Source organism: Nostoc sp. (genome assembly GCF_041747015.1).
Taxonomy (GTDB): domain Bacteria; phylum Cyanobacteriota; class Cyanobacteriia; order Cyanobacteriales; family Nostocaceae; genus Nostoc.
In genome coordinates this window covers 77,264-99,881 of sequence record NZ_JBGTFY010000070.1, presented here as the reverse complement: position 1 = coordinate 99,881, position 22,618 = coordinate 77,264, and the positions used below count along the sequence as shown (strand labels likewise).

Below are 22,618 nucleotides of genomic sequence, written 5' to 3'. Positions count from 1 at the left end.
TAGGAGCATTTCACTTTGTAAAAAATACTTAGTGATTAGAAATTGATTGCAACTTCTAGTCTGAGGGCGATTTTCCCAAAGGGAATGCTTTCAATCCAAAGTAGATTCAGGTTGAAATTCGAGCATTGATAACTGCAACTATTAAGGAGAAACAAAAAAATGTCTGCTTTTATTTCCGAACGGCTAAAGCCAATTGATATTATTCGAGAAGAGCTTCTTAAAGAACTCATAAAAATTGAATTTAAGCTTGGTTCTTTTGAAGAAGTTATATCGCTTTGCACATCAGAAAAAAACTCGTTTTTAGCAAAATCTTTTTTGCAAGCAAGAGCAGATTTAATTGTCGCTAGAGCTAAGATAGAAAATGCTATTTTGGAAAAGATTGCTGGTCAGATTCAAGGTCTTCAATTAGAGCTAGAAGCAAGTATTAACAGTTTGAATAAAGAATTAGAAAAACCCGAAAACCAAACTGCACTTTTAAATGCACTACATCAAGTAACTGGCATTGCAGCGCGAATTCTTCTACAAGTATAGAGCTTATAGCGGTGTGCAGTTGAGTGAGAATAAGGTGATACTATTTTGCGATGATTGATGTGGTACATTGCGCTTTGCAACAATTCACCCTACAAGCTGGTTTTGAACTTCTAAATCAAGTTTTGAACTTTTAAATCAAGTTTTGAACTTTTAAATCAAGTTTTGAACTTTTAAACCAAGTTTTGAACTTCTAAATCAAGTTTTGAACTTTTAAACCAAGTTTTGAACTTTTAAATCAAGTTTTGAACTTTTAAACCAAGTTTTGAACTTCTAAACCTGTTAATCTCAACAAATCTCAGCAAATATACCCGCATTTATCCTGTGTATCAATGCTCTAAAAGTTCTGTAGCTTCACTCAGGCTCATGCATTCGCTCATTGCGTATCATAATGTTATATAAAGAACTCCGTGTAAAACCCTATCAGAGTTCTTTATATTAAATTCATTTAAAAAGGAAAACTTTATGCCGCAACGAAAACGAAACTCCATTGCACTGACCAAAGCTGAACGACGCATTGAAGGATTACAGACAATTACCCCTAATTTAGACTTTGGTAATGGTTTGTCAATTCCTACTTATAACACTATGATTCATGAGTTACGAGAGAAGTTAGCTACTCATAATCAAGCGCGAACAATGATGGATAAGACGCAGAATGCATTAGAAGATGCAGAACGTGCATTGAATACTTATTCTGAGCATATGCTGCTGAGTGTTGCATCTCGCTATGGCAAAAATAGTGATGAGTACGGGATGGCTGGTGGAACACGCAAGTCAGATTATCGACGGAAAGCACGCCCAGTGGTCAACCAAACGGTGAAACTTGCAGAGTGATTGTCTGAATAAACATTGATTTGGCTCAAATCATATTTTGCCACAAGTTGCTGTCTCAATGTAGGGGTGTGTTGTCGCCAAGCGCCGCACCGTCAACAATTCAAGATGCGTTAGCCTACGGCATAACACACCCTACAGACAATTTATATTTATTTATATACATTGAATTGAATTTTTCTCGCCAACTTACTTTGGGTATATTGATTGTATCTGAAGCGATGTCTACGACGGGCTAGCCTACGCCTTTACCCCAATGTCAAAATTTCTGCCAAAAAATCTGCCAATAGTCGTTTTGTCTGTAACCAACGCACACCCAAGAGAACGTTATCTAGATGATCTCCACCCAAAACTTCTATAGTGAACTCTTCTCCATCTAAAAGCACGATTCCCTCATAAAGATTAAAGCGTGCTTCTCCCCATGCTGTTTGCATATCCCGTTGTTCATTTATGTTGAGAATCCACCCTAAACTAAGAGCATCTTGGTTATCAAGTGCTAGCAAACCAGTGAATCCCGTATCTAGAAGTGCGTTAACTGGTATAACATCTCCATCCAATGTAACCAAACCGATTTCAAAGATTAACTCACTCTGACTATTAAATTCTCCAAAAATCATATTCTGCCACAAGTTCCTCTCTCATTGAGGCGCATAATGAGGCGCATTTTATCAGAATATTTTTCACGAGCTTTTTGTCTAGCGACATCTTCGTTTGGATCTATAAAATAATCTTCACTATCAGGCTCAATAACAATGAACCAGTTGTAGTGATCTTTGATTAACTCTGGTTGAACTCGTTCAAATACTACTCGACAACGCTGATAAAATAATTCGTCTTCAGCTTTCCGTCGGGCTTTTTCTTCTGGTGATAGCTGGTGTTCTGGAAATACTCTTCCTCTACGTGGTGTGTGATTAGAAGATAGTTGTGTCATCTTATTTACTATCTGCTAAATAGAAGCAGTTTACTTTGGATATATTGATTGTATCTGAAGCGATGTCTACGACGGGCTACGCCTACGCCTGAAATTCTAAACGCCAAAAATAAAAGCGATCGCTCTTTAGTTTAAGGGAGCGATCGCTAATTTTTAGATTAAATAATCTAGCTTAAGCAGCAACAGGTTCTAACAATTCGATGTTAGAGAAGACAAATTCCTGAATAGATACTTGTCCTTCTGTCTCGGTGCGAATTTCTCGACGATTCAGGATGAAATAGTCACCAACTTTTTCGTACTCATCAATAAATTCGCTTTTACCACCTTTTTGTTCCCCGGTTTTGGGGTCATGGTATACAGAGTCATAAGTGTGGGACAAGTAACCTTCTCCAGTGTCGTGACTGCTGAAAGTGTCAATTGTCACGTAAGTACCATGAATTAGACGGTGAACATGGCATACTTCATTATTGCGGACTTTGTATTTATCGCCCTCAGCCTTACCACCCATTAAAAGCTCAACCGCACCAGTTTCGTCAGTTTTACCATAGTTAAACGTATTAGCGCTGTGAGTGTCTTCAAAGCTGCGGCGGACGCGGTGAATTGCAATCTCCCATGTTTGACCATGAATTGCTTGCTTTGCTGACTCATCATCTACATCCAGAACTTCTGCTTTCAGGTTAGCGTTGACAATAACTTTGCCTGTAAACACTTGATCATCTTGCTTAAAAGTAATATTTGCGGTATAACCGGGAAAATTTTTGTCCCAAGTATAGCGGTTCTCATAAGCAGCCCGGAAAAGTTCCTGAGCAGAGAGTTGTGTAACTGTCATGTGCTTCTCCTAGTCGCTACTGTAATTAGCGTTTTAGTTTTCTTGGTATTAGCATAGAAGTAATTGTTGAGGCTTGGATAGTCCCCAACTGGGTACACTTATGGCTAATTCTCTTCACGCCGTGTTTCATGCGATCGCTAATGTCCGAAATGAGCAAGAATTAAGACTAGCTCTCGTGGATAAAATTGGCGAGCATTTTGGCGTCCAAAATTGGGGTATCTATCTCCTAAATGAGCAGCCAACGGCTGACATTGATATTCACGGCATTCCCGCAGTCTGTTTAGAGAGCAATCCAGTCGGGCGCTACGTAGTTGAGCGTCATGCTCCCGCTCATGAGCAGTTATTGTTATCACCAGCAGACTGGAAGCATTTTTGTTCGCGTTCTGACCACGAACACGTAATGACTGGGCCGATTGTTTGCGATGGTCGTCTTGTCGGAACCTTTAATTTAGCCCGCGACAGGGGAAATCCTGCTTTTAATGGCAACGATTTAGCTGATCTGAGTGCCTTATGCATTCATTTGTCAGCAAAGATGGCAACCCTACGGGCAAAACCCCAAATATCCACTTCCCTGTTAGTAAATCCTCTAACAGCGCGGGAGTTAGAAATTGCCGAATTAGTGGCGCAGGGTTTAACGAACACGGAAATTGGAGAAAAACTTTGGATTACACAAAATTCTGTCAAACAAGCCCTGAAGAGGATGTTTCGGAAATTGAAAGTTTCAGCGCGCGCGGAAATGGTGGCCAAGCTGCAAGATATGCAAGTTTCATAGAGGAATTGGCGTTGGCAAAAATTTCTTTAACAAGCGTGGAACCGCGACTACCAAGGTGGATTAATAACAGTTTGTAGAACTCTAGGCGGTCGAGTGCTGCTTTGCTTTCCAGATCGTCCCAGCGGTAACCCTCAGGAAGCAAGTTTTCGGTGCGGGTTTCCTTCGCCATCTTCAAAAACAGCAGGTACGTCAGTTCAATGACGTAAATGAGATGGGGGAGAGCCAAAATATAGGGTGCGATCGCCATTCTCAGGAACGGGACTTTCCAAAAATCATATTCTATTACAGCGATCGCTCTATATAAAGTTTATTGTTTTTATACACACCTACAACTGATACGAAGCCGTCAAAGCCACCGCTAAAGCATCCGCAGCATCATCCGGCTTAGGAATCTCTGCCAAATCCAACTCCCGTGCCACCGCATCTTGCACTTCCGACTTATCCGCATTGCCATAACCTGTTAAAGCTTGTTTAATTTGAGCAGGTGTAAACTCTACATAAGGAAGACGACGCTGCCCCAACACCAAAATAAGTACACCCCGCGCCTGGGCAACGACGATAGTACTTGACATACGATAGAAGAATAGTTTTTCGATCGCCACTAAATCTGGTTGAAATTCCTCCATTAGGGTGTGTAAATCATCAAACAAGGTACATAGGCGCTGTGCCATTTCTACATCTGCCGACGTTTTAATTACGCCAAAATCCAGCATACTGACTGAAGTCTCTTGCACCTTGTTGGGAACTTGTGTGCAGTTAATTACCCCAAATCCTAAAATTGCCAGTCCTGGATCTAATCCTAAAATTCGTTTTTCCATTAAATTCACTTTTACTAAGCCAGGGTATTGTTTTACTGCGAATACTGGCAATCTCGACAACTTGCTCTTAGATTAATGGGATTGACAAATATAATAGTTCCACCCCTGGTATTTAAACCAGGTGTCTACATTTCTGTTAATTATTGTTTGTAGCACTGCTCCGAATCATGTATGTCAATTGGTTTTCTCAGACAAGCCCTCAACGCCCTGCAAAAGCAGTCGCGCTCTCGTACTTCCTATCGAGTTAACCAGTGGTTCAAATGGTTATCCCCTGGAATATCGGTAAAACGTTGGTTGTTGATCAGTGTTGGCGGTGTACTGCTGGCAACTTTGGGGTTAGCTATCTGGATTAAACTGACCCCGATTTTTTGGCTGATTGAGTTGGTTAGGGGTTTCCTGGGAGTAATCACCAATATCTTACCCAACTATATCAGTGGACCTTTAGTACTGCTTGGTGGCTTGCTGTTAGTGCTTTTGGGACAAACTCGCACCGTAAGCTCAATTACTAAGGTACTAAGAGCAGAAGGCGGCGAGGAACTCATTGATGTCTTACTAGCCCATCGTCGATTGTACCGAGGTCCGAAAATAGTGGTGATTGGTGGTGGTACAGGACTTTCTACGTTGTTGAGGGGACTGAAAACCTACAGCGCGAATATTACCGCTATTGTCACCGTAGCCGATGATGGTGGATCTTCTGGGCGGTTGCGCCAGGAATTTGGAGTACTACCACCAGGGGATATTCGCAATTGTTTAGCAGCGCTAGCAGATGAAGAAAAGTTATTAACAGAATTGTTTCAATACCGTTTTCGGGCTGGAGATGGATTGACAGGTCATAGTTTTGGCAATTTGTTTTTAACCGCAATGAGTGATATTACTGGAGACTTAGAACAAGCAGTTGCAGCCAGTTCCAAAGTGCTAGCAGTGCGGGGACAAGTACTACCAGCAACTCTCAGCGATGTTCGCCTTTGGGCAGAATTAGCCGATGGTCGCCGCATTCATGGGGAGTCTAGTATTCCGAAAGCTGGTGGTAAAATTGTCAAAATTGGCTGCATTCCAGCTAATCCCCCGGCGGTGCCAGCAGCTATTAAGGCACTTAAAGAAGCTGATTACATTATTATTGGCCCAGGTAGCCTTTATACTAGTCTAATTCCTAATTTATTAGTACCAGAAATTACCGATGCGATCGCTCAGTCAGATGCCCCCCGGATCTATATCTGCAATATAATGACTCAACCAGGAGAAACTGAAGGATATACTGTTGCCGATCACATCAGAGCAATTGATGCTGCTTGTGGGCAAAGACGGCTATTTGATGCTGTGCTAATACACAAAAAATCCCCCTCGGAGCAATCACTCATCCGCTACGCCCAACAAAATTCCCATCCCGTTTTCTTAGATAGAGAAGCCGTAACTCAGCTAGGAAGACGGATTGTTCCAGCTAATGTTTTATATGAAGATGAAACAGGTTTTGTACGTCACAATCCGCAGAAACTAGCACGAGTGTTATTGCGGTGGTACGGTCGAGCTCATCATGGCAGATAAATGTCATTTGTCATTTGTTTAAACTAATGAGTAATGACTAATTATGAAAATTTTTCTTGGAGATACAGAGGCGACGCTACGCTTAGGTATTACTCTCGGTGAATCCCTGAGCCCTAGTAGTGTAATTTTATTAGAAGGTGATTTAGGCGCTGGTAAAACTACCTTAGTTCAAGGCATTGGCAAAGGTTTGGGAATTACTGAACCCATTGTCAGTCCCACTTTTACTTTGATTAATGAGTACACAGAAGGACGCTTCCCTCTTTACCACTTAGATTTATATCGCTTAGAACCACAAGAAGTTGCAGCCCTGAATTTAGAAAGTTACTGGGAAGGTGTTGAAGTCATACCAGGAATTGTGGCCGTTGAATGGGCAAAACGAATGCCCTACAAGCCAGATAGTTATCTAAGCGTGAGTTTGACTTATGAGGAAGATGGTACTCGTCAAGCCGAAATTATACCATTCAATTGTGCCATTGCCGCTATTTAAGCTGATCTCCAAACTGAAGTAAAAGGGATTTAACTTCTTTGATCACAACACTAGAAAATTTCTGCAAATAGTCGAGGAAGGACTCTACACTCGTTCTATCTGCCACTACCACGCTCACCATTGTAAATTAGTAACATTGTTATCTCAACCAAAAATAAACGAAAGAATTATTCAACAGCAGATATGGTGGAATACGATTCAGTTAAAGCTAAGAACAGAGACACAAGTAGGTTGAGTTGCAAAATGATTCTTAACTGAATGGTATTGATTGATTTATATTCAGGATTGGCACTTACTAGCTTTTAACTTTCCTTACACTTAAATAAGTGGGCAAGAAGAAATCAAACTATGTTACACAAAGTAAAATTAATTAAATTTGCTCATAGTAAGGGTTGAAGTCCTTACCACAAACTTTTAATTATTCACGCCTACTTACTTAGTATTCCCAAGTTAGGTTTAAAATCTATACATAAAAAGAAATTAATTTATACTTTTTTAAATTAGTTTAAAAATTTTAACTAGCAAAAAATTATTATATTGACATCTGTAATTAGCTCTAATATCAATAAAAATTTAAATAACTATTTTCGTATTTATAGAGAAAATATTGTATAAATGCGAAACGTTGGTTTTACAAGTATCTTGAACACTGAGGTGTCAGGCATACTTGACAAATTAGCTCTTAGTCTTCTCGCTAAAATTAGGTTTTTATTGAGAATGAACAACGTTTGTTATGATGATTAGGCGATCGCAGCGATTACAAAAAATAAGTATCCATTTATAACTAATTCTCAAGCTGTTGTTCCTAACAGACAAAGGTTTGTAATGTCTGCGTCTGTCTTCGTAACGAGTGGACAAGCTTTTATAACCACCGGAACTTGTATATTATTTGATTGCATCAGTTGCATCAAGGCTGCGATCGCATTTTCATTGCCTGGGTCGATTTCCCCTAAGCTGCCACCTAGCGTCCATGTAGCATCAGCAATGTTTTCGCCGATTGTAGTTGCGATGTCTACGACGGGCTACGCTGACGCAGTAGAAACAGCGGTTCATTTACCTGAAAATAGCTGTAACCCCATTATGGAGAGTGCGATCGCTAAATTTATACTACTTCTCTATATGCAGACTAACGGAGCGTCGGCGGTATAGCCACGACTTCTAGCGGTCAAGGCGATCGCGATCCTAGAAGTGTCAAAATATATATGTAAACTTTATTCACAACATCATTTATGCCAAAAGCAATTTGGAATGGAACTGTTTTAGCCGAGAGTGATAATACTGTGGTTGTGGAAGGCAACCATTATTTTCCTGCTAACAGCATTAACAATCAGTATTTCCAAGAAAGTACCACCCAAAGTAGTTGTCCTTGGAAAGGTCTTGCTAGCTACTACAGCATCGAAGTGGATGGACAAGTCAATAAAGACGCTGCTTGGTACTATCCTAGCGCCAAGGAAAAGGCTAAGAATATTGAGGGCTATGTTGCCTTCTGGAAGGGTGTAAAAGTTGAGGCTTAATAAAGTTCAGATAATTGGTATTATGTCCGACTAATTGCCCATAAAATAATTAGCCCGCTCAGAACTTTGGGGCGGGCTTCGTATTTAAACTATTTGCGAATTTATTCTAGGACGTAATTATACCTTTGCCTTGCGAAATGCTGCTTGCTTTCTCTTCGCCAGCCAAGCCAGACTACCAGCAAGTATACTACCAGCGATCGCGCTAGGTTCAGATACTCTTGTTGTCAGTATAATATTACCACTTGTAATAGTTATGTTGCCTCCTGATCCTGAATTATTGCTACCACTGTTTATTTGCCCAGAATTGCCGCCGATGGTTATGTTACTTGGAACCGTTACGTCAGTATCATCAATGACCACTTGACTAGCATTTATCTCCAAACTATTGTTGCTGGTGATAGTGCTATTAATAAACGTTAGATTACCAGTACTGTTATCTATCTTCACATTGTCGCCGCTAATGCTGCTATCGGTAAAGGTTACGTTACTAGAATCGTAACCATTGATATTACCAGCGATAGTTAGCCCGGAAAATGTCACATTTGCGGCGCTAATGTCAAACACAGAGAATTGATTATTGCCACTGATAGTAAGGAAATTAGCACCTGGGCCATTAATAGTAAGATTACAGCACTTCCGGCAGCTATGAGGTACATCCTCATAGCTGAAAGTGATGATAGGAGAGAGGCAGGGATAAAAACTGTATTGCATAATAGCCGGAAGTGCTGTATTAGCGATCGCAAGTGCCCCACTCGTTAGGGTAATTGTACTAGGATTACTTCCCAAGAAGAACTCTACCACATCATTGCTATTTGCAATGCTGATAGTATCTCGCAATGAGCCAACCCCACTGTCATTGAGATTGTTAACCGCCAAAGTAGCAGCTTGTGCTGATTCCAGTTGCATTATTACCCAGCCGAAGGTAACAACAGTAGTAATAGCCTTAACGAATTTTCTATTGATTTTTGCCATTTCTGAATTCTAGAGCTTTTGTATACGAAGCGATGTCTACGACGGGCTATGCCTACGCAAGATTTTTTTCTAACAACAAATACAATAACTAAGTTTTTGTAATAGTATAGCTTGTATTTCTTGACTGATAAAGCTTCTAGAGATTGCCCTCCCGGAGAGTGACAGAAGAGGGGTAAGAACGGGACAATACCAAATTCCGAATTTAATTAGACGCTGCCTTTTATGCTACGGTGCAAATTATTTCCTCCAAGGTTTGGAGTAATTCTTGTTCATTGTAAGGTTTAGAAAAGTAAGCTCTAGCACCCAATTGCATCGCCAGTTGTCGATGTTTATTGCTGCTACGAGAAGTCAGCATGGCAACTGGGATATTTTTTGTATCAACGTCTGAATTTACCTTACCTAAAAAGCCATAACCGTCAAGGCGAGGCATTTCAATATCGCAAATCACTGCTTCAACTCTCAATCCACCGTGGAGTTTTTCTAAAGCATCTTGACCGTCTTTAGCTTGTTCTACTTGATACCCTCCTTTTTCCAGAGTCAGAGTTAAAAAGCGGCGAACATTAATCGAGTCATCGACGATTAAAATTGTACCTTTCTGCTTGGCGGACGCTGCTGATATTTTGTCTTCATCAAATATGAGGAACGGTGTTTTTAACCTTGCCGATGGTAATTGAGTGCTTCTGAAAGTCCGTCGATTAGTAGCAATCCAATACAGTAATTCGTTAGTATTAACTAATGGCACTACTCGACCATCACCGAGAATCGTACAGTTACTAAAGCCTTCAGGTAAAGGTATATTTCCTTCAACTTGCCGGATAGCAACTTCCTGTTCACCCCAGCAACGGTCTATTTGGATTGCTACTGGCTGATTATTACCTTTGACTACTAAGACGCTGTTAGCATTAATGGCTGCCGGAGTCTCTAATTCTGGACTATCGTAACGCAGGCAATTAAACTCTAAATAGCGAGTCAAGCGAATTAATGGCAGCATGGTTCCTTGCCAATTTAGGACTTCGCTACCTGCCATTTGGAAAACTCGCTCGTTTTCGAGTAAGGATATTTCTGCAATGACATCTGTGGGAAATGCCAATAGCATTTTGTTGATTTCTACCAGCAGAACTCGGGCAACGGAAAGTGTAAACGGTACTGATAGCGTGAAGGTAGTACCAACTCCCGGTTCCGTATCAACTTTGACATCTCCTCGAATTAGTTTGAGGTTGTTGCGAACCACATCCATACCGACACCTCGACCAGATAATGCTGTCACTTGCTCGGAGGTGGTAAAACCTGCTTCAAAAATTAGTGATAACAGTTCTTCATCAGTAGCATTAGCGAGTAGAGAAGCATCCAATCCCATAGTTAGGGCGCGGGTGCGAATTTTCTCCAGAGAAATGCCCCAACCATCATCACGGATAGTAATCAGGGTGCGATTACTGTGGTGGATAGCTTTAATTTCAATCAATCCTTGTTCTGGTTTACCTAGAAGGCGGCGGGTGGCAGAGTCTTCGATACCATGATCAAAGGCATTCCGTAACAAGTGCATTAAAGGATCGTTTAAAGCTTCTAAAATGCTGCGTTCAATTAAAGTATTGCCACCTTCAATTTTTAACTGCACATTTTTGCCATATTCTACATTTAAATCGCGCAAAGCTCTCGGAAAACGTTCGACTAAATCGGACAATGGGCGCATCCGAATGTGATTTAGCTTTGTCTGTAACTGTTTCGATGTTTTGTTTAGTTTACGAGCAATTTGGTCTGTATCATCTACACTTAGTTGCACATCAGTTGTGACTTCCTGCACCTGAACAATGGTTTCCATAACTTCCTGCGATCGCAGATTTAATTCGTTATAGCGATCCATTTCCAAAGCATCAAATTCCCTATTTGTACTTGGTGTTTGGTGGCCATTTTCCGTTTGGGAACGCAGCCCAGCAGACATAGCAGCTTGAGTAGAAATTTTGCCGTAGGCTGTATGTAAATCCTGGTTTTCTCGGTCGAGAACTTTTACTCTCTGGCTGAGGTTACGGACAAGTTTGCGTAATCTTTCTAGTTGCGAGTTTAACCCATTGCGCTGAACAATCAGTTCCCCAAATAAATCGTTAATTTGCTCTAATTGTTTGCTAGGAACTCGGACACTATTTTCATGAATTTCCCGCTCTTTGCCAGATGGCTCTCCTTTCCCTTCGCCAAATCTGGCATCTGTAGGATTATTTTCTCTAGCGAATATTGGATTTTCCTCAGTGACATTGACAGCATTTACATCATCTGTAAACTCTGCATCCACAAATGTAAAATTAGCCGCAATACCTGCGGTGGGCTGCGCCAACGCTTGATCATTAGTCCAATTTTCTCTAGTGTTTTTTGGTTGCCAAACAGATGTTAACTCTACCTCTGTATCAATAATATCTGTAGTGACAAATTGTGGTATTACTTCTGCTGGTAATAGTGGCTGGGCTTGAGTATAACTACCCAGGTCAATTTCTGTAGGCAAGTTATCTAGTTGATTTGTCAGTATTAAAGCTTGCGATCGCCGCCATGCAAGCAATGCTAACTGAGCAATTTCGGGAATGCGCGAGCTACTAACAATTTCCAATTGCTGCGTTACTGATTCACAAAGCTTAGTAAAAGCTCCCAACTGAAGCATTTCCCCTAAACCGCCCAATTCAGTTGCCATGATCACAACCTCTTCATGCAAATTAGGCTGTTCGCTATCTGCCAATATAGACTCTAGACGCTGCAAACACTCTTCTACTTCTGTTCCAAATAGCAAGGGAATAACGTCTTGTCCATCTTCTGGGGATAGCATACTTGAGGCATCTTCAGGGTTGGGGTCGCCCAAGCGATCGTGCAGCTCATCAAAAATTGGATAACAAAAGGTTGCTAACCAGTCATCTTCGACAACATTTCCCTCTGCAAGCAATTCGACAATCTGACGCAGCCAGTCAACTCCAGATAGCAATAAACTTTGCAACTGAGTATCAATTTCTAGAGAATTTTTTTTAGTTTTTAAAACTTTAAAGGAATCTTCCAGACGGTGAGCTAAATCACTTAGCGATCTAAATCCCATCATCCCCGCGCCACCTTTAATAGAATGGGTAGCTCGGAGTGCAGCATTAATTTTATCCAAATCGATGCGGTTAGTAGTATCAATTTCCAGCAACACACCTTCTAAGGTATTTAAATAATCAGTTGCTTCTTCCAAAAACTGCATCTGGATTTCTAATTCTTTGTTTTGTAACATGGTTTTTTCCTTAGTCATTGGTCATTGGTCATTAGTCATTAGTCATTAGTCATTGGTCATTGGTCATTAGTAAATTGGACTTTGGACAAATGACAACGGACAAATAACAAAAGTCATTAGTCATTTGTCACTAACAAAGGACAAATGACAAATAACAAATGACACACTTAACTAACTTTGAAAGTCTCAACAGTCTCTTGCAACTGCTGGGAAATCTCCACAGTTTGTTGCAGCGATTCGGAAACTTGACGAGAAGAATCGCTAGTGCGTTGTGATACAGCAGCGATATCTTTCATCAATTGGCTAACACTCTGCGATGTTTCTACCTGAGATGCAGTTGCAGTGGAAATTGACTGCACTAAGGAGTCAATTTGACGCGATACATCCAAAATTTGACTCAGACTTTCTTTAGCTTCCTCCACAATGCGGGTACCTTCCACCACTTGAGTTGTGCCTATTTCCATCGCCTGCACGACTTCGCTAGTTTCTCGTTGGATATTTTCAACAATTTGTTCAATCTCTTGAGTTGCTGCGGCACTGCGGACTGCTAATTCGCCAACTTCTTCAGCAACTACGGCAAAACCTTGACCTTCTTCACCCGCACGCGCTGCTTCAATACCGGCGTTGATAGCTAGTAAGTTAGTTTGAATAGCGATTTGGTTAATCAAGGACACCACGCGAGAAATTTGTTGAGAAGATTCTCCCAAACGTTTCACTTTTTTGGCAGTTTCACCAACGGTTTCCCGCAAAGACAGGATATTTTGGACTGTTAAATCCATCGCGTGTCCACTCTTGGTAGCGGTGTGGGTAGCATGGTTGGCAATGAAGGCAGCTTTTTCAGCACTTTCGGCTACTGACTTCATGGATTCGGTCATTTTGTCAACCGCATCGAGGGTGTGGTTGATTTCGGCAGCTTGGATGAGTGCTTCCTCTGCTAAGTCGCGGATGGCTCCTTCGTTAGAGCCGATGGCAGTATTCACTTGCGTAGCAGCTTGTTTAACTTGGGTAACAATATCCCGGAGGCTTTCGACAATGGAGTTGAAAAAGTCGGCAACAGTGCCTATTTCCCCAGAGGTCACGTCTGCACGTACTGTCAAGTCGCCTCTGGCTGCACCTTCTACGTCACTGAGCAATTCTAAAAGTTGCTGCTGGAGTGTTTCTTTTTGATGGCGTTCTTCGTATGACCCGATTACGGCAACATTTCTGGCTTGTTCTATCTCTTCTAATAATTTGGCTTGTTCTAAGGCATAACCGATTTGAGTTGCTATCTGTTGAAACAAGTCAATTTCCGGCTGTTGCCACACACGAGGAGTTTCGCAATGATGAGCAATTAATAAGCCTAAAAGTTGCTCTTGGGCAAAAAGTGGTACGATCAAATAAGCTTTTACAGCAAATTTTTCTAACAGTTGGATATAACTGTGGGCATTTTTCAGGCTTTGGTCTTGAGAAATATTGGCGATGCCTTCGGCAATGACTCCGCCGATGGCTTGCATTTGTCCATCGTGATAAGTTTCTATGTAACGTTCTCGAAAATAGCGATCGTCAATTTGCACTCCGAGCATTTTCGGCCAATCGTCAGTTACCGATTCAGCAACAACAATGCCATCCCAAGTATCTTTATTCAGACTATAAATGATTATCCGGTCTGTTTTTAGCGATCGCTGAACTTCTTTGACTGCTGCGTGATAAATATCTTCGGTTTTGAGAATTCTCCGAATCCGTAGGGTAATATCTGCTAGTAATTTTGCCCCTTCAACGTCGAGTTCTTGTTCCTTAACTAAGACCTGCAATTGTTCGGCCATCTGGTTGATATTTGCACTCAATAACCCTAATTCGTCTTCTCTGGCAATTTCCAGACGGGTATTAAATTTACCTTGACCAAGCTTTGCTAATGCCGCACTTGCATTGAGAATTGGCTGTGTTGTCAGTTTAGCTAACTGAAAGGCGATCGCGCCAACAATAAGTGCTGTCAGTGCTGTGCCGATAACTATAATCCACAACAATTGTCTTTGCGGCTCAAATACAATTGCTGTGTCTGTAGATAAAAGTACCTGCCAGTTTAAATCAGGTAATCCGTCTAATTTACTAAATGGTACGTAGCTGACTAATTCTTGTTGTTTGTAAGTTTTGGGAACTTCTATAAAACTATCTACCTTTTTAGCTGCCAGTAGTTTAGCTAAACTAGAATACTTTTCCTTCGCCTCTTTCCCCAATAATTTGTGTTGTGAACTCAATAAAACTGTTCCTGAAGCATCGAGCAAATGGTATTGTTGTCCATTGTCTACATAGTTTTTGATTACTTTCTCTAAAGATTTTACGGGCATACGTGTTCGTACCACGCCAATGGTTTGACCCGTAAATGTACTTTTAATAGGTGCAGCTATATAAATACTCATTACACCAGTATTTTTTGCTGCTTCTGGTTTGCTGATTATCGGAGTATCTTTTTGCAAAGTTTCTTGAAAATAGTTACGATCTTTTTGATTTTCCAGGGGTTCGCCTGTGGATTGAACAATCAAGTTACCTTGACGATCAAAAACAGCAACACTGTCATAAGCTTTGTAAGCTTGGACAAAGCGATTTAGAACGGCTTGCTTTTCTTGAGTAGTGATACTGACACTAGCTTGGGAATTTGTCAAAAATGGCAAACTTGATATTACCTGAATATCACCGTAGCGTCCCAACATAAAGCGGTTAACTTTATCATTTAAGCCACGGGCTTCGGCTTGTTGAGATAGAGTAACTTGTTTAGTAATTGATTTGTTGACAAAACCAAAAGCGATCGCGCCTATGCCTAATACTGGTATTGTACCGATTGCGATCGCTAAAATTGTTACTTTTTTAATCAATCCCAGCCTTGTAAAATAGGCAACAGCCTGATTGAAATAAGAATGATTAGCAGTTTCAGTATTAGGCTTACTTGGTAGCCTGACTGCTGTGCCAATAACTTTTTGGGATGAAATCAGTGATGCTCGATTTTGAGCGCTATTATTCTTGTTTGTGTCAGTTTTATTAAACATAAAATAGTTCTCCTAAGTATGTGAATAAGAAGACTAAAAATCTTTTTTAGTAGTACACTCTACTCACTGCGGAGAATAGCAGATTGCACAATCGCCTGTGCATCTAATACCAGCAATATTTCTTCTTGTTGCACAACACACCCACATAAATAAGGAACCAAACTGGATGCTACTTGTCCTATAGGCGAATGAATAGCATCAGCGACGAACTTGGTTGTACCTTTTATTTCTTGCACAACTAAGCCTAACACCAATGATTCCACTCGGATAGCGATCGCATTGTACTGTCGCAGTCGATAATCTAAAGATTCTAAATTGAGCATTCTTGGCAAATCAACCACCCAAATTATCCGACTCCGCCAATTCATTAATCCTAATATGCAGGGGGGCATATTCGGCATCGAGGTGATAGATTCAACAGGCACAATAATTGCTTCTTGTGTATGCCTCATTGATAAAACAGCAGTAGTTTGTTGATTTAGCTGAAACTTTAGATAACCATCTGTTAAGTTATTTTTGGTTGGTTTTGGAGAGAGAGTAATGTTTGTAGGAGTCATTGATTTAAATTACCATTGATTTAATAGTACGTAGGAGATGTTCGCGGGTGTAAGGTTTAGTTATATAAGCATCTGCACCTTGTCTCATCGCCCACAAACGATCGATTTCTTGATTTTTTGAACTACAAATTACAATCGGCACTTTTGCAGTAATCGGATTTCTTCTCAGAGAACGACACAATTCAAATCCACTCATCTCAGGCATTACTACATCAGTAACGATCACATCTGGTTTTTCTAACACAGCTTTTTCTAAACCCTCTTTTGCACCACTTGCTTTAATTACGTTGTAACCACTCTCTTTAAGATAATGGCTCATTAATTCCAATTCACTCGGAGAATCTTCTACAATTAGAATTGTGCCAAGCAAAGTCAGGCTCACTATTAAATCTCCTAAAAAAATAAATTTTGTTATAAGAATTCAGGAGTCAGGAATCAGAATGGGCTAAACGCCCCGCTACCGCTAACAGAATGGAATTAGCATAGCTTGTTAGTAGCTTACTAACTTCCTCAATTTGAAGTATTAATCCCGAAGTATCTCCATATTCTAAGTCATTTGAAAGAATTAGATAATAACGACATTCTTCCAAAGAGCCTTGTGCAATGTTTAAAAAACGTCCTTTATCTGCTAACCCTTTTTTCTTAAACCCTTCCGCTATATTTGCTGGTATAGAAATTGCTGCTTGTCTAAATTGAGAGGTAAGACCATATATTTCTGACTTAGGAAAGTGAGCAGTAAATGGGTATACTAATAAAATAAATCGATGTGCTTTCTGCCAAACTATCAAGTCTTGAAATGTCTTCGCTGGCTGTCTCATTTATTTTGACTCCTAAATTCTGACTTCTAAATTCTGACTCCTGAATTCTGACTTCTGACTTCTAAATCAATCAAGATGTTTAAAAACCATTTTTAGCAATTCTGATTGGGTAAAAGGCTTGGTCAAATATCCTGATGATCTGACTAGCTTGGCCTTTGCCCTATCAATAAATCCTGTTCTACCAGTCACCATAATAATAGGTGTATTTTTAAAAGCGGAATGTTTTCTTAATAAGGAACATAACTCATAACCATCTAAACTTGGCATTTCAACATCTAGCAAAATTAGATCGGGCTTACTCCGAAGAATTTGCATTAAAGCTTTTACCGGATCACTGATCATCACAACTGAAAATGTGTTTTCATCCAAAAAGTGCTTAATAGAATTCAAAACTGTTTGACTATCATCAATGCAGACAATTGTATAGAGTTTTTTACCAACAGGTGGCTGAGTATTTTTATTATTCTCAGGAACATCAAAATTGATTTCTCTGGGCAATTTTTGCCCAAGTTTGATTTGCAGTTGTGGCTGAACTTGAGACGGTTGTGTTGGAGACAAAACTTGAGAACCACCACCAGCCGGAACTGATGACTGAATATTTTGCCGATTTCGTAACTGCTTTTGACAGTGTTCAACAAGTAACCGTAAATCCAGGCTACAGAATTTTGGTAGTTTATCCAAGGAGTTTTCTGGACTAAATTCATAGCTACCTTCTTTTAAACATAGAAATGATTCCAGCACTTCTTTTGCTAATCCGTCTATCAGGCTGGCTGCTTGCACAGACGTAATATAGTCCTGATTTACTAACCAACAAATAGCTTGGTAATCTGCATTTGGTATTGATTGATGTTCATTCTTCGTCTCAAACATCAGCCGCATCTGCACACGAGTAGCGCTGTTGAGAGTAAGGATTTGCTGACTCAAGCGCCGCAAGTGACTGTCAAGCCGCTCAAACAGTTTATCTGAATAGGAGGCGTAAGTAAGTTTACCGTCCTCTAGATAGATTGACCAAGAAACTATCCCAGTAAATATACTTAAGCAGCCTGTAGCACGGCGAGTAGTTAATTGTGCCAACAGAGATAGGGGATGTAGTTTCTGGAATAACTTGTAGCTACCTATAGGAGTTATGCTCATTTTGCTTTTACTTCAGCTAAATTCCATACGTGTAAGCTAAATTTATGCAGAGTTATTCCACAATTGAAATCAAGTTAAAGACATCAAATTTACGTGTTTCAAAATACATAAATTTATGACTCTGGTTCGTGGTTGCACTCAACGACAGCAGCGTTATTTTCAAACGATCAAATTTCGGTAACAGGAAGTAAATTAATCATGATTTACTTCCTGTTACTGATACTTACAGAGGTCTTTCGGAAATAAAACATAAAAATGTCAAGAGTAGATGAAGCCACTTTCCATCGAGTAGCCCCAATCTGACCACAGTAATAATACTGATTTTATGGACGGTAATATATATGAACTTCTGTATTTATACTTAAGCAAAATCTCGTCTTTAGCCAACTAAGTACTATATTAATCACTTTTTATTAAATACCCCCATTGTGACTACAGGGATATTACTGATTTTTTTGACAAAAATAAAACAGAATTCCGAAGGGATTGTAAGCACACCAGAAAAAGGCGTGAAATTAACCAAGTCTTCAGGTAAATTTTTCTGGTTGTCCAAAATGCGCGATCGCATCGCATAGTAAGATTATTTTTACTGTTGATATGGCGTAAGTTAGGACAACTTGTTCTAACCCTACTTACTTTCCTTTTGTTCCCTTGCGTCTGAGTTGAATGCACAAACACGTCACTAAACCAAAAAAGGCGGTAGCTAGAAAACTCCACAGCGTCAAGCTCCGGTCAAGTGCGATCGCGTAGCGTGCCGTAAGCGATATAATACCTGAATATCGATATTATCTAGAAAATTTCTGTCTCTGCATGAAGACAAACGCCAAATATGGAAAAGTAATCGTGTTAATAGCATTTTCAAGAATTGAATGATCATGAAGATCCTCACGAAAAATGAACAAGTCTTGATTCTTCAAAGAGGAACGATTGCTCGCTACTTTCGAGAATTTCTGTTCAACTACTGATAGTGTAAACTTGCTATACAGAATTTGACTAAACTTATCTAAAGCCAGCCGATCGCACTCATTAAGAGGTATTCTTAGAGGAAAGTCTAGGTACAATAGTTAGATACTTTGGTGAAATAGTCGGTTATTTTGACGGGATAATTACGAGTGTTACTGTAAAAGGAATTAATAATAAATTCAAGTTAATTAAAAGACTTGGAGATGGCTTTCGTAACTTTAGCAATTTTTGAGAAGATCCAGGGGAATTCTGTTTTGTTAAAAAACACAAGCAATAATCTTCTTGCTTTAGCAAAATCTAGCTCTACTGAACTTTCGTGTTTACAGTTGAGCATTATAGCGTTTCCTAATCACATAAGGTACATCATAGCCCCCTCTTCGCTTGCGGGGAGGGGTTCTTATACCTCACTCAACCGAGAACCGCTATAATTAATTTATGGATTTAATGCATCAGCCAATAGGTTGATGTATTTTTTGCCAAACAAAAGTGCGGATGAAAGGACTTGAACCTTCACTCCTTTCGGAACTAGAACCTAAATCTAGCGCGTCTGCCAATTTCGCCACATCCGCATCAGTTTACTATATTATCATAAGAAATTGGTTATGGCAAGGGGTAGAAATCAATTCAAAATTGAACAGAACTTATGCAACTTGCACAATGCGATCGCCATTATATAACTATGAATTATTTTAATCTCCGACTCAACATATACCGCAATGTAGATTTGCTCGTCAGACCCAACCTTTACATTAATAAGTAAGAGGACATTTAGGAGATTACTAATTCATGCCTGATGAGCATCGGTTGGAAGAAAAATTTCTATCCCAGGAAGCTGAAAAAAGAATATCCGAAAAGTTAGATGAAGTAGAACAAATAGAAATAGATGTACAAACCGATCTGTTGAAAATAGTTCAGGGACAGGCGGATGGAGTTTCAGTTGCTGGCGTTGGATTAGTAATCCAAGAAGATATTCGCGTACAGGAAATAAAACTGCAAACAGATAGTATTTCCATCAATCCTTTAAGCGCTCTTTTGGGTAAAATAGAATTCAATGAGCCAGTAAATGCCATTGCTCAGATCATACTTACAGAAGTAGATATTAATCATGCCTTGGCTTCAGATTTTGTTAGCAGCCAGATACAAAACTTTGATTTGGATGTAGATGGCGAAATTGTGAGTTTTGAACCGCAAGAAATTCAGGTATTTTTACCTGGTGATGGCAAAATGGAATGTCGGGGAAAGGTGCTGTTAAAAGAAATGGGAAATACTCGCACTTTAGCTTACACTGCGATCGCACGTCCACCGACTCATTCACAACCCGCTATGTTGGAAAGTTTTAACTGCACTGAGGGAGGCGGGATTTCAATAGAGTTAATTACAGCAGTAATGCAGAAAGCCAAAGAACTGATGAATATACCATATTTTAAATGGCAGGATATAGCGTTTTCTATCAAAGATATAAAAGTAGAAATCGGTAGTTTAATACTTATAGTTGAAACTGAAGTGAGTCAAATACCATCATCCTTAACAGTACTATCTCCTTAGCGGTATTGGCATCAGTTAAAGATAATTTTTGTAACTAGGGAGTGATGTAAATTTGTTAAAAGTTTTATAAGCTTTTTAAAGCTACTTATTTCTAAATAACAACTATGCAAGAGTATGATGTTGTGCTTATCGGTGCTGGACACAATGGGCTAGTTTGTGCAGCTTACTTGTTGAAGGCTGGTTATAGCGTCCTGTTACTGGAAAAGCATTCTGTTCCAGGTGGTGCAGCAACAACTGAAGAATGTTTACCCGAAGAAGCTCCTGGATTTAAATTTAACTTGTGTGCTATTGACCATGAATTTATTCACTTAGGGCCAGTCGTTGAAGAATTAGAACTAGAAAAATACGGCTTGCATTATCTGGAGTGCGATCCGGTTGTTTTCTGTCCTCATCCTGATGGCAAGTATTTCTTAGGACATAAGTCGGTAGAAAAGACTTGTGCAGAAATCGCCCGTTACAGTGAACGTGATGCCAAAAAATACGCCGAATTTGTAGACTATTGGCAGCGATCGCTAGGTGCAATGATTCCCATGTTTAATGCACCGCCAAAGTCAATTATAGACATTCTTGGTAACTACGACATCACCAAATTAAAAGATTTATTTTCAGTTATTGGTTCTCCAAACAAAACGCTGGACTTTATTCGCACGATGTTAACCAGCGCCGAAGATTTACTTAACGAGTGGTTTGATGAGGAATTTCTAAAAGCGCCACTAGCAAGACTATCATCAGAACTTGGTGCGCCACCATCACAAAAAACCCTTGCAATCGGTGCAATTATGATGGCAATGCGTCATAATCCGGGGATGGCACGACCTCGCGGCGGAACTGGCGCACTTGTGCAAGCTTTGGTGAATTTAGTCACAAGTAAAAATGGCGTTATTCTCACCGATCAGCACGTTGAAAAAGTTTTAATTGATGATGGCAAAGCTGTGGGTGTGCGGGTCGCTGGTGGTAAAGAATATCGCGCTAAATACGGGGTTATTTCTAATATTGATGCCAAGCGGTTATTTTTGCAAATGACTGATAAAAGTGATGTTGATGGAGCCGATCCAAACTTATGGGAAAGATTAGAACGTCGCATCGTTAACAACAACGAAACCATCCTCAAAATAGATTTGGCTTTAGATGAACCACTGCGTTTTCCATACCATGCTCACAAAGACGAATATCTCGTCGGTTCTATCTTGATTGCAGATTCCGTGGCTCATGTAGAACAGGCTCATAGTAAATGTACCTTGGGAGAGATTCCTGATGCTGACCCATCCATGTATGTGGTGATGCCTAGCTATTTAGACCCGACATTAGCACCTCCAGGTAAGCACACCGTATGGATTGAGTATTTTGCTCCTTATCAAATTGCCGGTGCAGAAGGCACTGGTTTAAAAGGTACCGGTTGGACAGATGAATTGAAAAACAAAGTTGCAGATAGGGTAATTGATAAGTTGGCAGATTATGCACCGAATGTCAAGAACGCAACTATCGCCCGTCGTGTAGAAAGTCCAGCAGAACTAGGAGAAAGATTAGGTGCGTACAAAGGGAATTATTATCATATTGACATGACCCTAGATCAGATGATATTTTTCCGTCCTTTGCCAGAAATAGCGAACTACAAAACGCCAATTGATAATCTATTTTTGACTGGTGCCGGAACTCATCCAGGTGGTTCGATTTCGGGAATGCCGGGACGCAATTGTGCGCGTGTGTTTTTGCAGGCAAAGCATCCCATTAGTCAAACTTTGAAGGATGCAAGAGATTCGATTAAGTCAACTGTCGAGTCAGTCTTTGGGATTAGTTAAGCGTTGCACAAATAGAGCCTATTATTATCTATTTTGTGTCTTTGTGCTTGAAAATATAATTTTTGGATCACAAAGACACGAAGTTATTAATGGTATTTGATATCATGTCCGCACCCAGGTTAAACCATGCATTGGCTTTACGCTTGCGATCGCTCTTGGGTCAGGTGATACAGCACTTACGGCAGCTATGAGGTACATCCCCAAATCTGAAAGCTTTGAAAGGAGAGGGCAAGGAGAAAAACTGTATTGCATAATAGCCGGAAGCGCTGTAAGTATATCATTGATCGGAATCAATAAGAGCGATCGCGTGGTTT

20 protein-coding genes, 1 tRNA gene and 1 pseudogene are annotated in these 22,618 nt (G+C 40.1%); 10 read left to right on the top strand and 12 right to left on the bottom strand.

Going from position 1 to position 22,618, the window contains the following annotated elements:
- Window positions 1-159 precede the first annotated feature (159 nt).
- Both ACEW80_RS05595 and ACEW80_RS05590 read left to right on the top strand, forming a co-directional pair.
- Window positions 160-531: a hypothetical protein gene (locus ACEW80_RS05595; RefSeq protein ID WP_373525641.1), complete on the top strand. Its 372-nt coding sequence runs from the start codon at window positions 160-162 to the stop codon at window positions 529-531.
- A 462-nt stretch (window positions 532-993) separates the two neighbouring features.
- Window positions 994-1,365, top strand: a complete 372-nt coding sequence (locus tag ACEW80_RS05590; protein WP_373525640.1) for a hypothetical protein — start codon at window positions 994-996, stop codon at window positions 1,363-1,365.
- A gap of 245 nt (window positions 1,366-1,610) precedes the next feature.
- Here ACEW80_RS05590 and ACEW80_RS05585 read toward each other — a convergent pair whose 3' ends face one another.
- The 3 genes from ACEW80_RS05585 to ACEW80_RS05575 all read right to left on the bottom strand — a co-directional run bounded on the left by ACEW80_RS05585 (window position 1,611) and on the right by ACEW80_RS05575 (window position 3,122).
- Window positions 1,611-1,979, bottom strand: coding sequence for an aspartyl protease (locus tag ACEW80_RS05585; protein ID WP_373525639.1), 369 nt, complete (start codon window positions 1,977-1,979; stop codon window positions 1,611-1,613).
- Window positions 1,976-2,293 carry a hypothetical protein gene (locus ACEW80_RS05580; RefSeq protein WP_373525638.1) on the bottom strand — a complete coding sequence of 106 codons (318 nt, stop codon included), beginning with the start codon at window positions 2,291-2,293 and terminating at the stop codon, window positions 1,976-1,978. Before ACEW80_RS05580 ends, ACEW80_RS05585 begins: the two co-directional genes overlap by 4 nt.
- A gap of 172 nt (window positions 2,294-2,465) precedes the next feature.
- Window positions 2,466-3,122 carry a DUF3386 domain-containing protein gene (locus ACEW80_RS05575; RefSeq protein WP_373525637.1) on the bottom strand — a complete coding sequence of 219 codons (657 nt, stop codon included), beginning with the start codon at window positions 3,120-3,122 and terminating at the stop codon, window positions 2,466-2,468.
- Between the two features lie 100 nt (window positions 3,123-3,222).
- On the opposite strand from ACEW80_RS05575, the gene ACEW80_RS05570 reads away from it, so the two are divergent.
- Complete coding sequence (locus ACEW80_RS05570; RefSeq protein WP_373525636.1) at window positions 3,223-3,894, top strand: LuxR C-terminal-related transcriptional regulator; 672 nt, start codon at window positions 3,223-3,225, stop codon at window positions 3,892-3,894.
- A 326-nt stretch (window positions 3,895-4,220) separates the two neighbouring features.
- On the opposite strand, the gene ruvC is transcribed toward ACEW80_RS05570, so the two are convergent.
- Window positions 4,221-4,712, bottom strand: a complete 492-nt coding sequence (ruvC, locus tag ACEW80_RS05565; protein WP_373525635.1) for a crossover junction endodeoxyribonuclease RuvC — start codon at window positions 4,710-4,712, stop codon at window positions 4,221-4,223.
- 171 nt (window positions 4,713-4,883) lie between these two features.
- Here ruvC and yvcK point away from each other — a divergent pair, with 171 nt between their 5' ends.
- The 4 genes from yvcK to ACEW80_RS05545 all read left to right on the top strand — a co-directional run bounded on the left by yvcK (window position 4,884) and on the right by ACEW80_RS05545 (window position 8,255).
- The gene (gene yvcK / locus ACEW80_RS05560; RefSeq protein ID WP_373525634.1) at window positions 4,884-6,254 is read left to right on the top strand and encodes a uridine diphosphate-N-acetylglucosamine-binding protein YvcK; all 1,371 of its coding nucleotides are present in this window, start codon (window positions 4,884-4,886) and stop codon (window positions 6,252-6,254) included.
- Between the two features lie 43 nt (window positions 6,255-6,297).
- Entirely contained in the window at window positions 6,298-6,741 is a 444-nt protein-coding gene (tsaE, locus tag ACEW80_RS05555; RefSeq protein WP_373525633.1) for a tRNA (adenosine(37)-N6)-threonylcarbamoyltransferase complex ATPase subunit type 1 TsaE, read from the top strand.
- 825 nt (window positions 6,742-7,566) lie between these two features.
- The gene (locus ACEW80_RS05550; protein ID WP_373525632.1) at window positions 7,567-7,890 is read left to right on the top strand and encodes a hypothetical protein; all 324 of its coding nucleotides are present in this window, start codon (window positions 7,567-7,569) and stop codon (window positions 7,888-7,890) included.
- 80 nt (window positions 7,891-7,970) lie between these two features.
- On the top strand, window positions 7,971-8,255 hold the full coding sequence (locus ACEW80_RS05545) for a DUF427 domain-containing protein (RefSeq protein ID WP_373525631.1): 285 nt from the start codon (window positions 7,971-7,973) through the stop codon (window positions 8,253-8,255).
- 117 nt (window positions 8,256-8,372) lie between these two features.
- Here the strand turns inward: ACEW80_RS05545 and ACEW80_RS05540 are convergent, their stop codons facing one another.
- From ACEW80_RS05540 to ACEW80_RS05510, 7 genes are all read right to left on the bottom strand, one after another.
- Entirely contained in the window at window positions 8,373-9,227 is an 855-nt protein-coding gene (locus tag ACEW80_RS05540) for a hypothetical protein (RefSeq protein ID WP_373525630.1), read from the bottom strand.
- Between the two features lie 220 nt (window positions 9,228-9,447).
- A complete protein-coding gene (locus ACEW80_RS05535) occupies window positions 9,448-12,468 on the bottom strand; it encodes a response regulator (protein WP_373525649.1) in 3,021 nt (1,006 codons plus the stop codon).
- A 167-nt stretch (window positions 12,469-12,635) separates the two neighbouring features.
- Window positions 12,636-15,488: a methyl-accepting chemotaxis protein gene (locus ACEW80_RS05530; RefSeq protein ID WP_373525629.1), complete on the bottom strand. Its 2,853-nt coding sequence runs from the start codon at window positions 15,486-15,488 to the stop codon at window positions 12,636-12,638.
- Window positions 15,489-15,547: 59 nt separating this feature from the next.
- Window positions 15,548-16,045, bottom strand: coding sequence for a chemotaxis protein CheW (locus ACEW80_RS05525; RefSeq protein WP_373525628.1), 498 nt, complete (start codon window positions 16,043-16,045; stop codon window positions 15,548-15,550).
- 4 nt (window positions 16,046-16,049) lie between these two features.
- Window positions 16,050-16,427, bottom strand: a complete 378-nt coding sequence (locus ACEW80_RS05520) for a PleD family two-component system response regulator (protein WP_373525627.1) — start codon at window positions 16,425-16,427, stop codon at window positions 16,050-16,052.
- 46 nt (window positions 16,428-16,473) lie between these two features.
- Entirely contained in the window at window positions 16,474-16,863 is a 390-nt protein-coding gene (locus ACEW80_RS05515; protein ID WP_373525626.1) for a four helix bundle protein, read from the bottom strand.
- A gap of 66 nt (window positions 16,864-16,929) precedes the next feature.
- On the bottom strand, window positions 16,930-17,997 hold the full coding sequence (locus ACEW80_RS05510; protein WP_373525625.1) for a response regulator: 1,068 nt from the start codon (window positions 17,995-17,997) through the stop codon (window positions 16,930-16,932).
- A 1,048-nt stretch (window positions 17,998-19,045) separates the two neighbouring features.
- Between ACEW80_RS05510 and ACEW80_RS05505 the strand changes: the two are divergent.
- Window positions 19,046-19,192: pseudogene (locus tag ACEW80_RS05505) on the top strand (transposase); the annotation flags it as partial.
- Window positions 19,193-19,447: 255 nt separating this feature from the next.
- Here the strand turns inward: ACEW80_RS05505 and ACEW80_RS05500 are convergent.
- A tRNA-Leu gene (locus ACEW80_RS05500) sits at window positions 19,448-19,529 on the bottom strand.
- Window positions 19,530-19,746: 217 nt separating this feature from the next.
- Here ACEW80_RS05500 and ACEW80_RS05495 point away from each other — a divergent pair.
- Window positions 19,747-20,505 carry a DUF2993 domain-containing protein gene (locus ACEW80_RS05495; RefSeq protein ID WP_373525624.1) on the top strand — a complete coding sequence of 253 codons (759 nt, stop codon included), beginning with the start codon at window positions 19,747-19,749 and terminating at the stop codon, window positions 20,503-20,505.
- Between the two features lie 104 nt (window positions 20,506-20,609).
- Window positions 20,610-22,304 (top strand): beta-carotene ketolase CrtO, encoded by a 1,695-nt coding sequence (gene crtO, locus ACEW80_RS05490; protein WP_373525623.1) that lies wholly within the window; start codon window positions 20,610-20,612, stop codon window positions 22,302-22,304.
- The last annotated feature ends 314 nt before the right edge of the window (window positions 22,305-22,618 follow it).

Bases quoted from the DNA above. Each gene is read 5' to 3' on its own strand.
- ACEW80_RS05550 (WP_373525632.1), top strand. From the start codon at position 7,567: ATGTCTGCGTCTGTCTTCGTAACGAGTGGACAAGCTTTTATAACCACC.
- ruvC (WP_373525635.1), bottom strand. From the start codon at position 4,712: ATGGAAAAACGAATTTTAGGATTAGATCCAGGACTGGCAATTTTAGGA.
- tsaE (WP_373525633.1), top strand. From the start codon at position 6,298: ATGAAAATTTTTCTTGGAGATACAGAGGCGACGCTACGCTTAGGTATT.
- ACEW80_RS05515 (WP_373525626.1), bottom strand. From the start codon at position 16,863: ATGAGACAGCCAGCGAAGACATTTCAAGACTTGATAGTTTGGCAGAAA.
- ACEW80_RS05495 (WP_373525624.1), top strand. From the start codon at position 19,747: ATGCCTGATGAGCATCGGTTGGAAGAAAAATTTCTATCCCAGGAAGCT.
- ACEW80_RS05530 (WP_373525629.1), bottom strand. From the start codon at position 15,488: ATGTTTAATAAAACTGACACAAACAAGAATAATAGCGCTCAAAATCGA.
- ACEW80_RS05525 (WP_373525628.1), bottom strand. From the start codon at position 16,045: ATGACTCCTACAAACATTACTCTCTCTCCAAAACCAACCAAAAATAAC.
- ACEW80_RS05535 (WP_373525649.1), bottom strand. From the start codon at position 12,468: ATGTTACAAAACAAAGAATTAGAAATCCAGATGCAGTTTTTGGAAGAA.
- ACEW80_RS05590 (WP_373525640.1), top strand. From the start codon at position 994: ATGCCGCAACGAAAACGAAACTCCATTGCACTGACCAAAGCTGAACGA.
- ACEW80_RS05575 (WP_373525637.1), bottom strand. From the start codon at position 3,122: ATGACAGTTACACAACTCTCTGCTCAGGAACTTTTCCGGGCTGCTTAT.
- yvcK (WP_373525634.1), top strand. From the start codon at position 4,884: ATGTCAATTGGTTTTCTCAGACAAGCCCTCAACGCCCTGCAAAAGCAG.
- ACEW80_RS05585 (WP_373525639.1), bottom strand. From the start codon at position 1,979: ATGATTTTTGGAGAATTTAATAGTCAGAGTGAGTTAATCTTTGAAATC.
- ACEW80_RS05570 (WP_373525636.1), top strand. From the start codon at position 3,223: ATGGCTAATTCTCTTCACGCCGTGTTTCATGCGATCGCTAATGTCCGA.
- ACEW80_RS05540 (WP_373525630.1), bottom strand. From the start codon at position 9,227: ATGGCAAAAATCAATAGAAAATTCGTTAAGGCTATTACTACTGTTGTT.
- ACEW80_RS05545 (WP_373525631.1), top strand. From the start codon at position 7,971: ATGCCAAAAGCAATTTGGAATGGAACTGTTTTAGCCGAGAGTGATAAT.
- ACEW80_RS05595 (WP_373525641.1), top strand. From the start codon at position 160: ATGTCTGCTTTTATTTCCGAACGGCTAAAGCCAATTGATATTATTCGA.
- crtO (WP_373525623.1), top strand. From the start codon at position 20,610: ATGCAAGAGTATGATGTTGTGCTTATCGGTGCTGGACACAATGGGCTA.
- ACEW80_RS05580 (WP_373525638.1), bottom strand. From the start codon at position 2,293: ATGACACAACTATCTTCTAATCACACACCACGTAGAGGAAGAGTATTT.
- ACEW80_RS05510 (WP_373525625.1), bottom strand. From the start codon at position 17,997: ATGAGCATAACTCCTATAGGTAGCTACAAGTTATTCCAGAAACTACAT.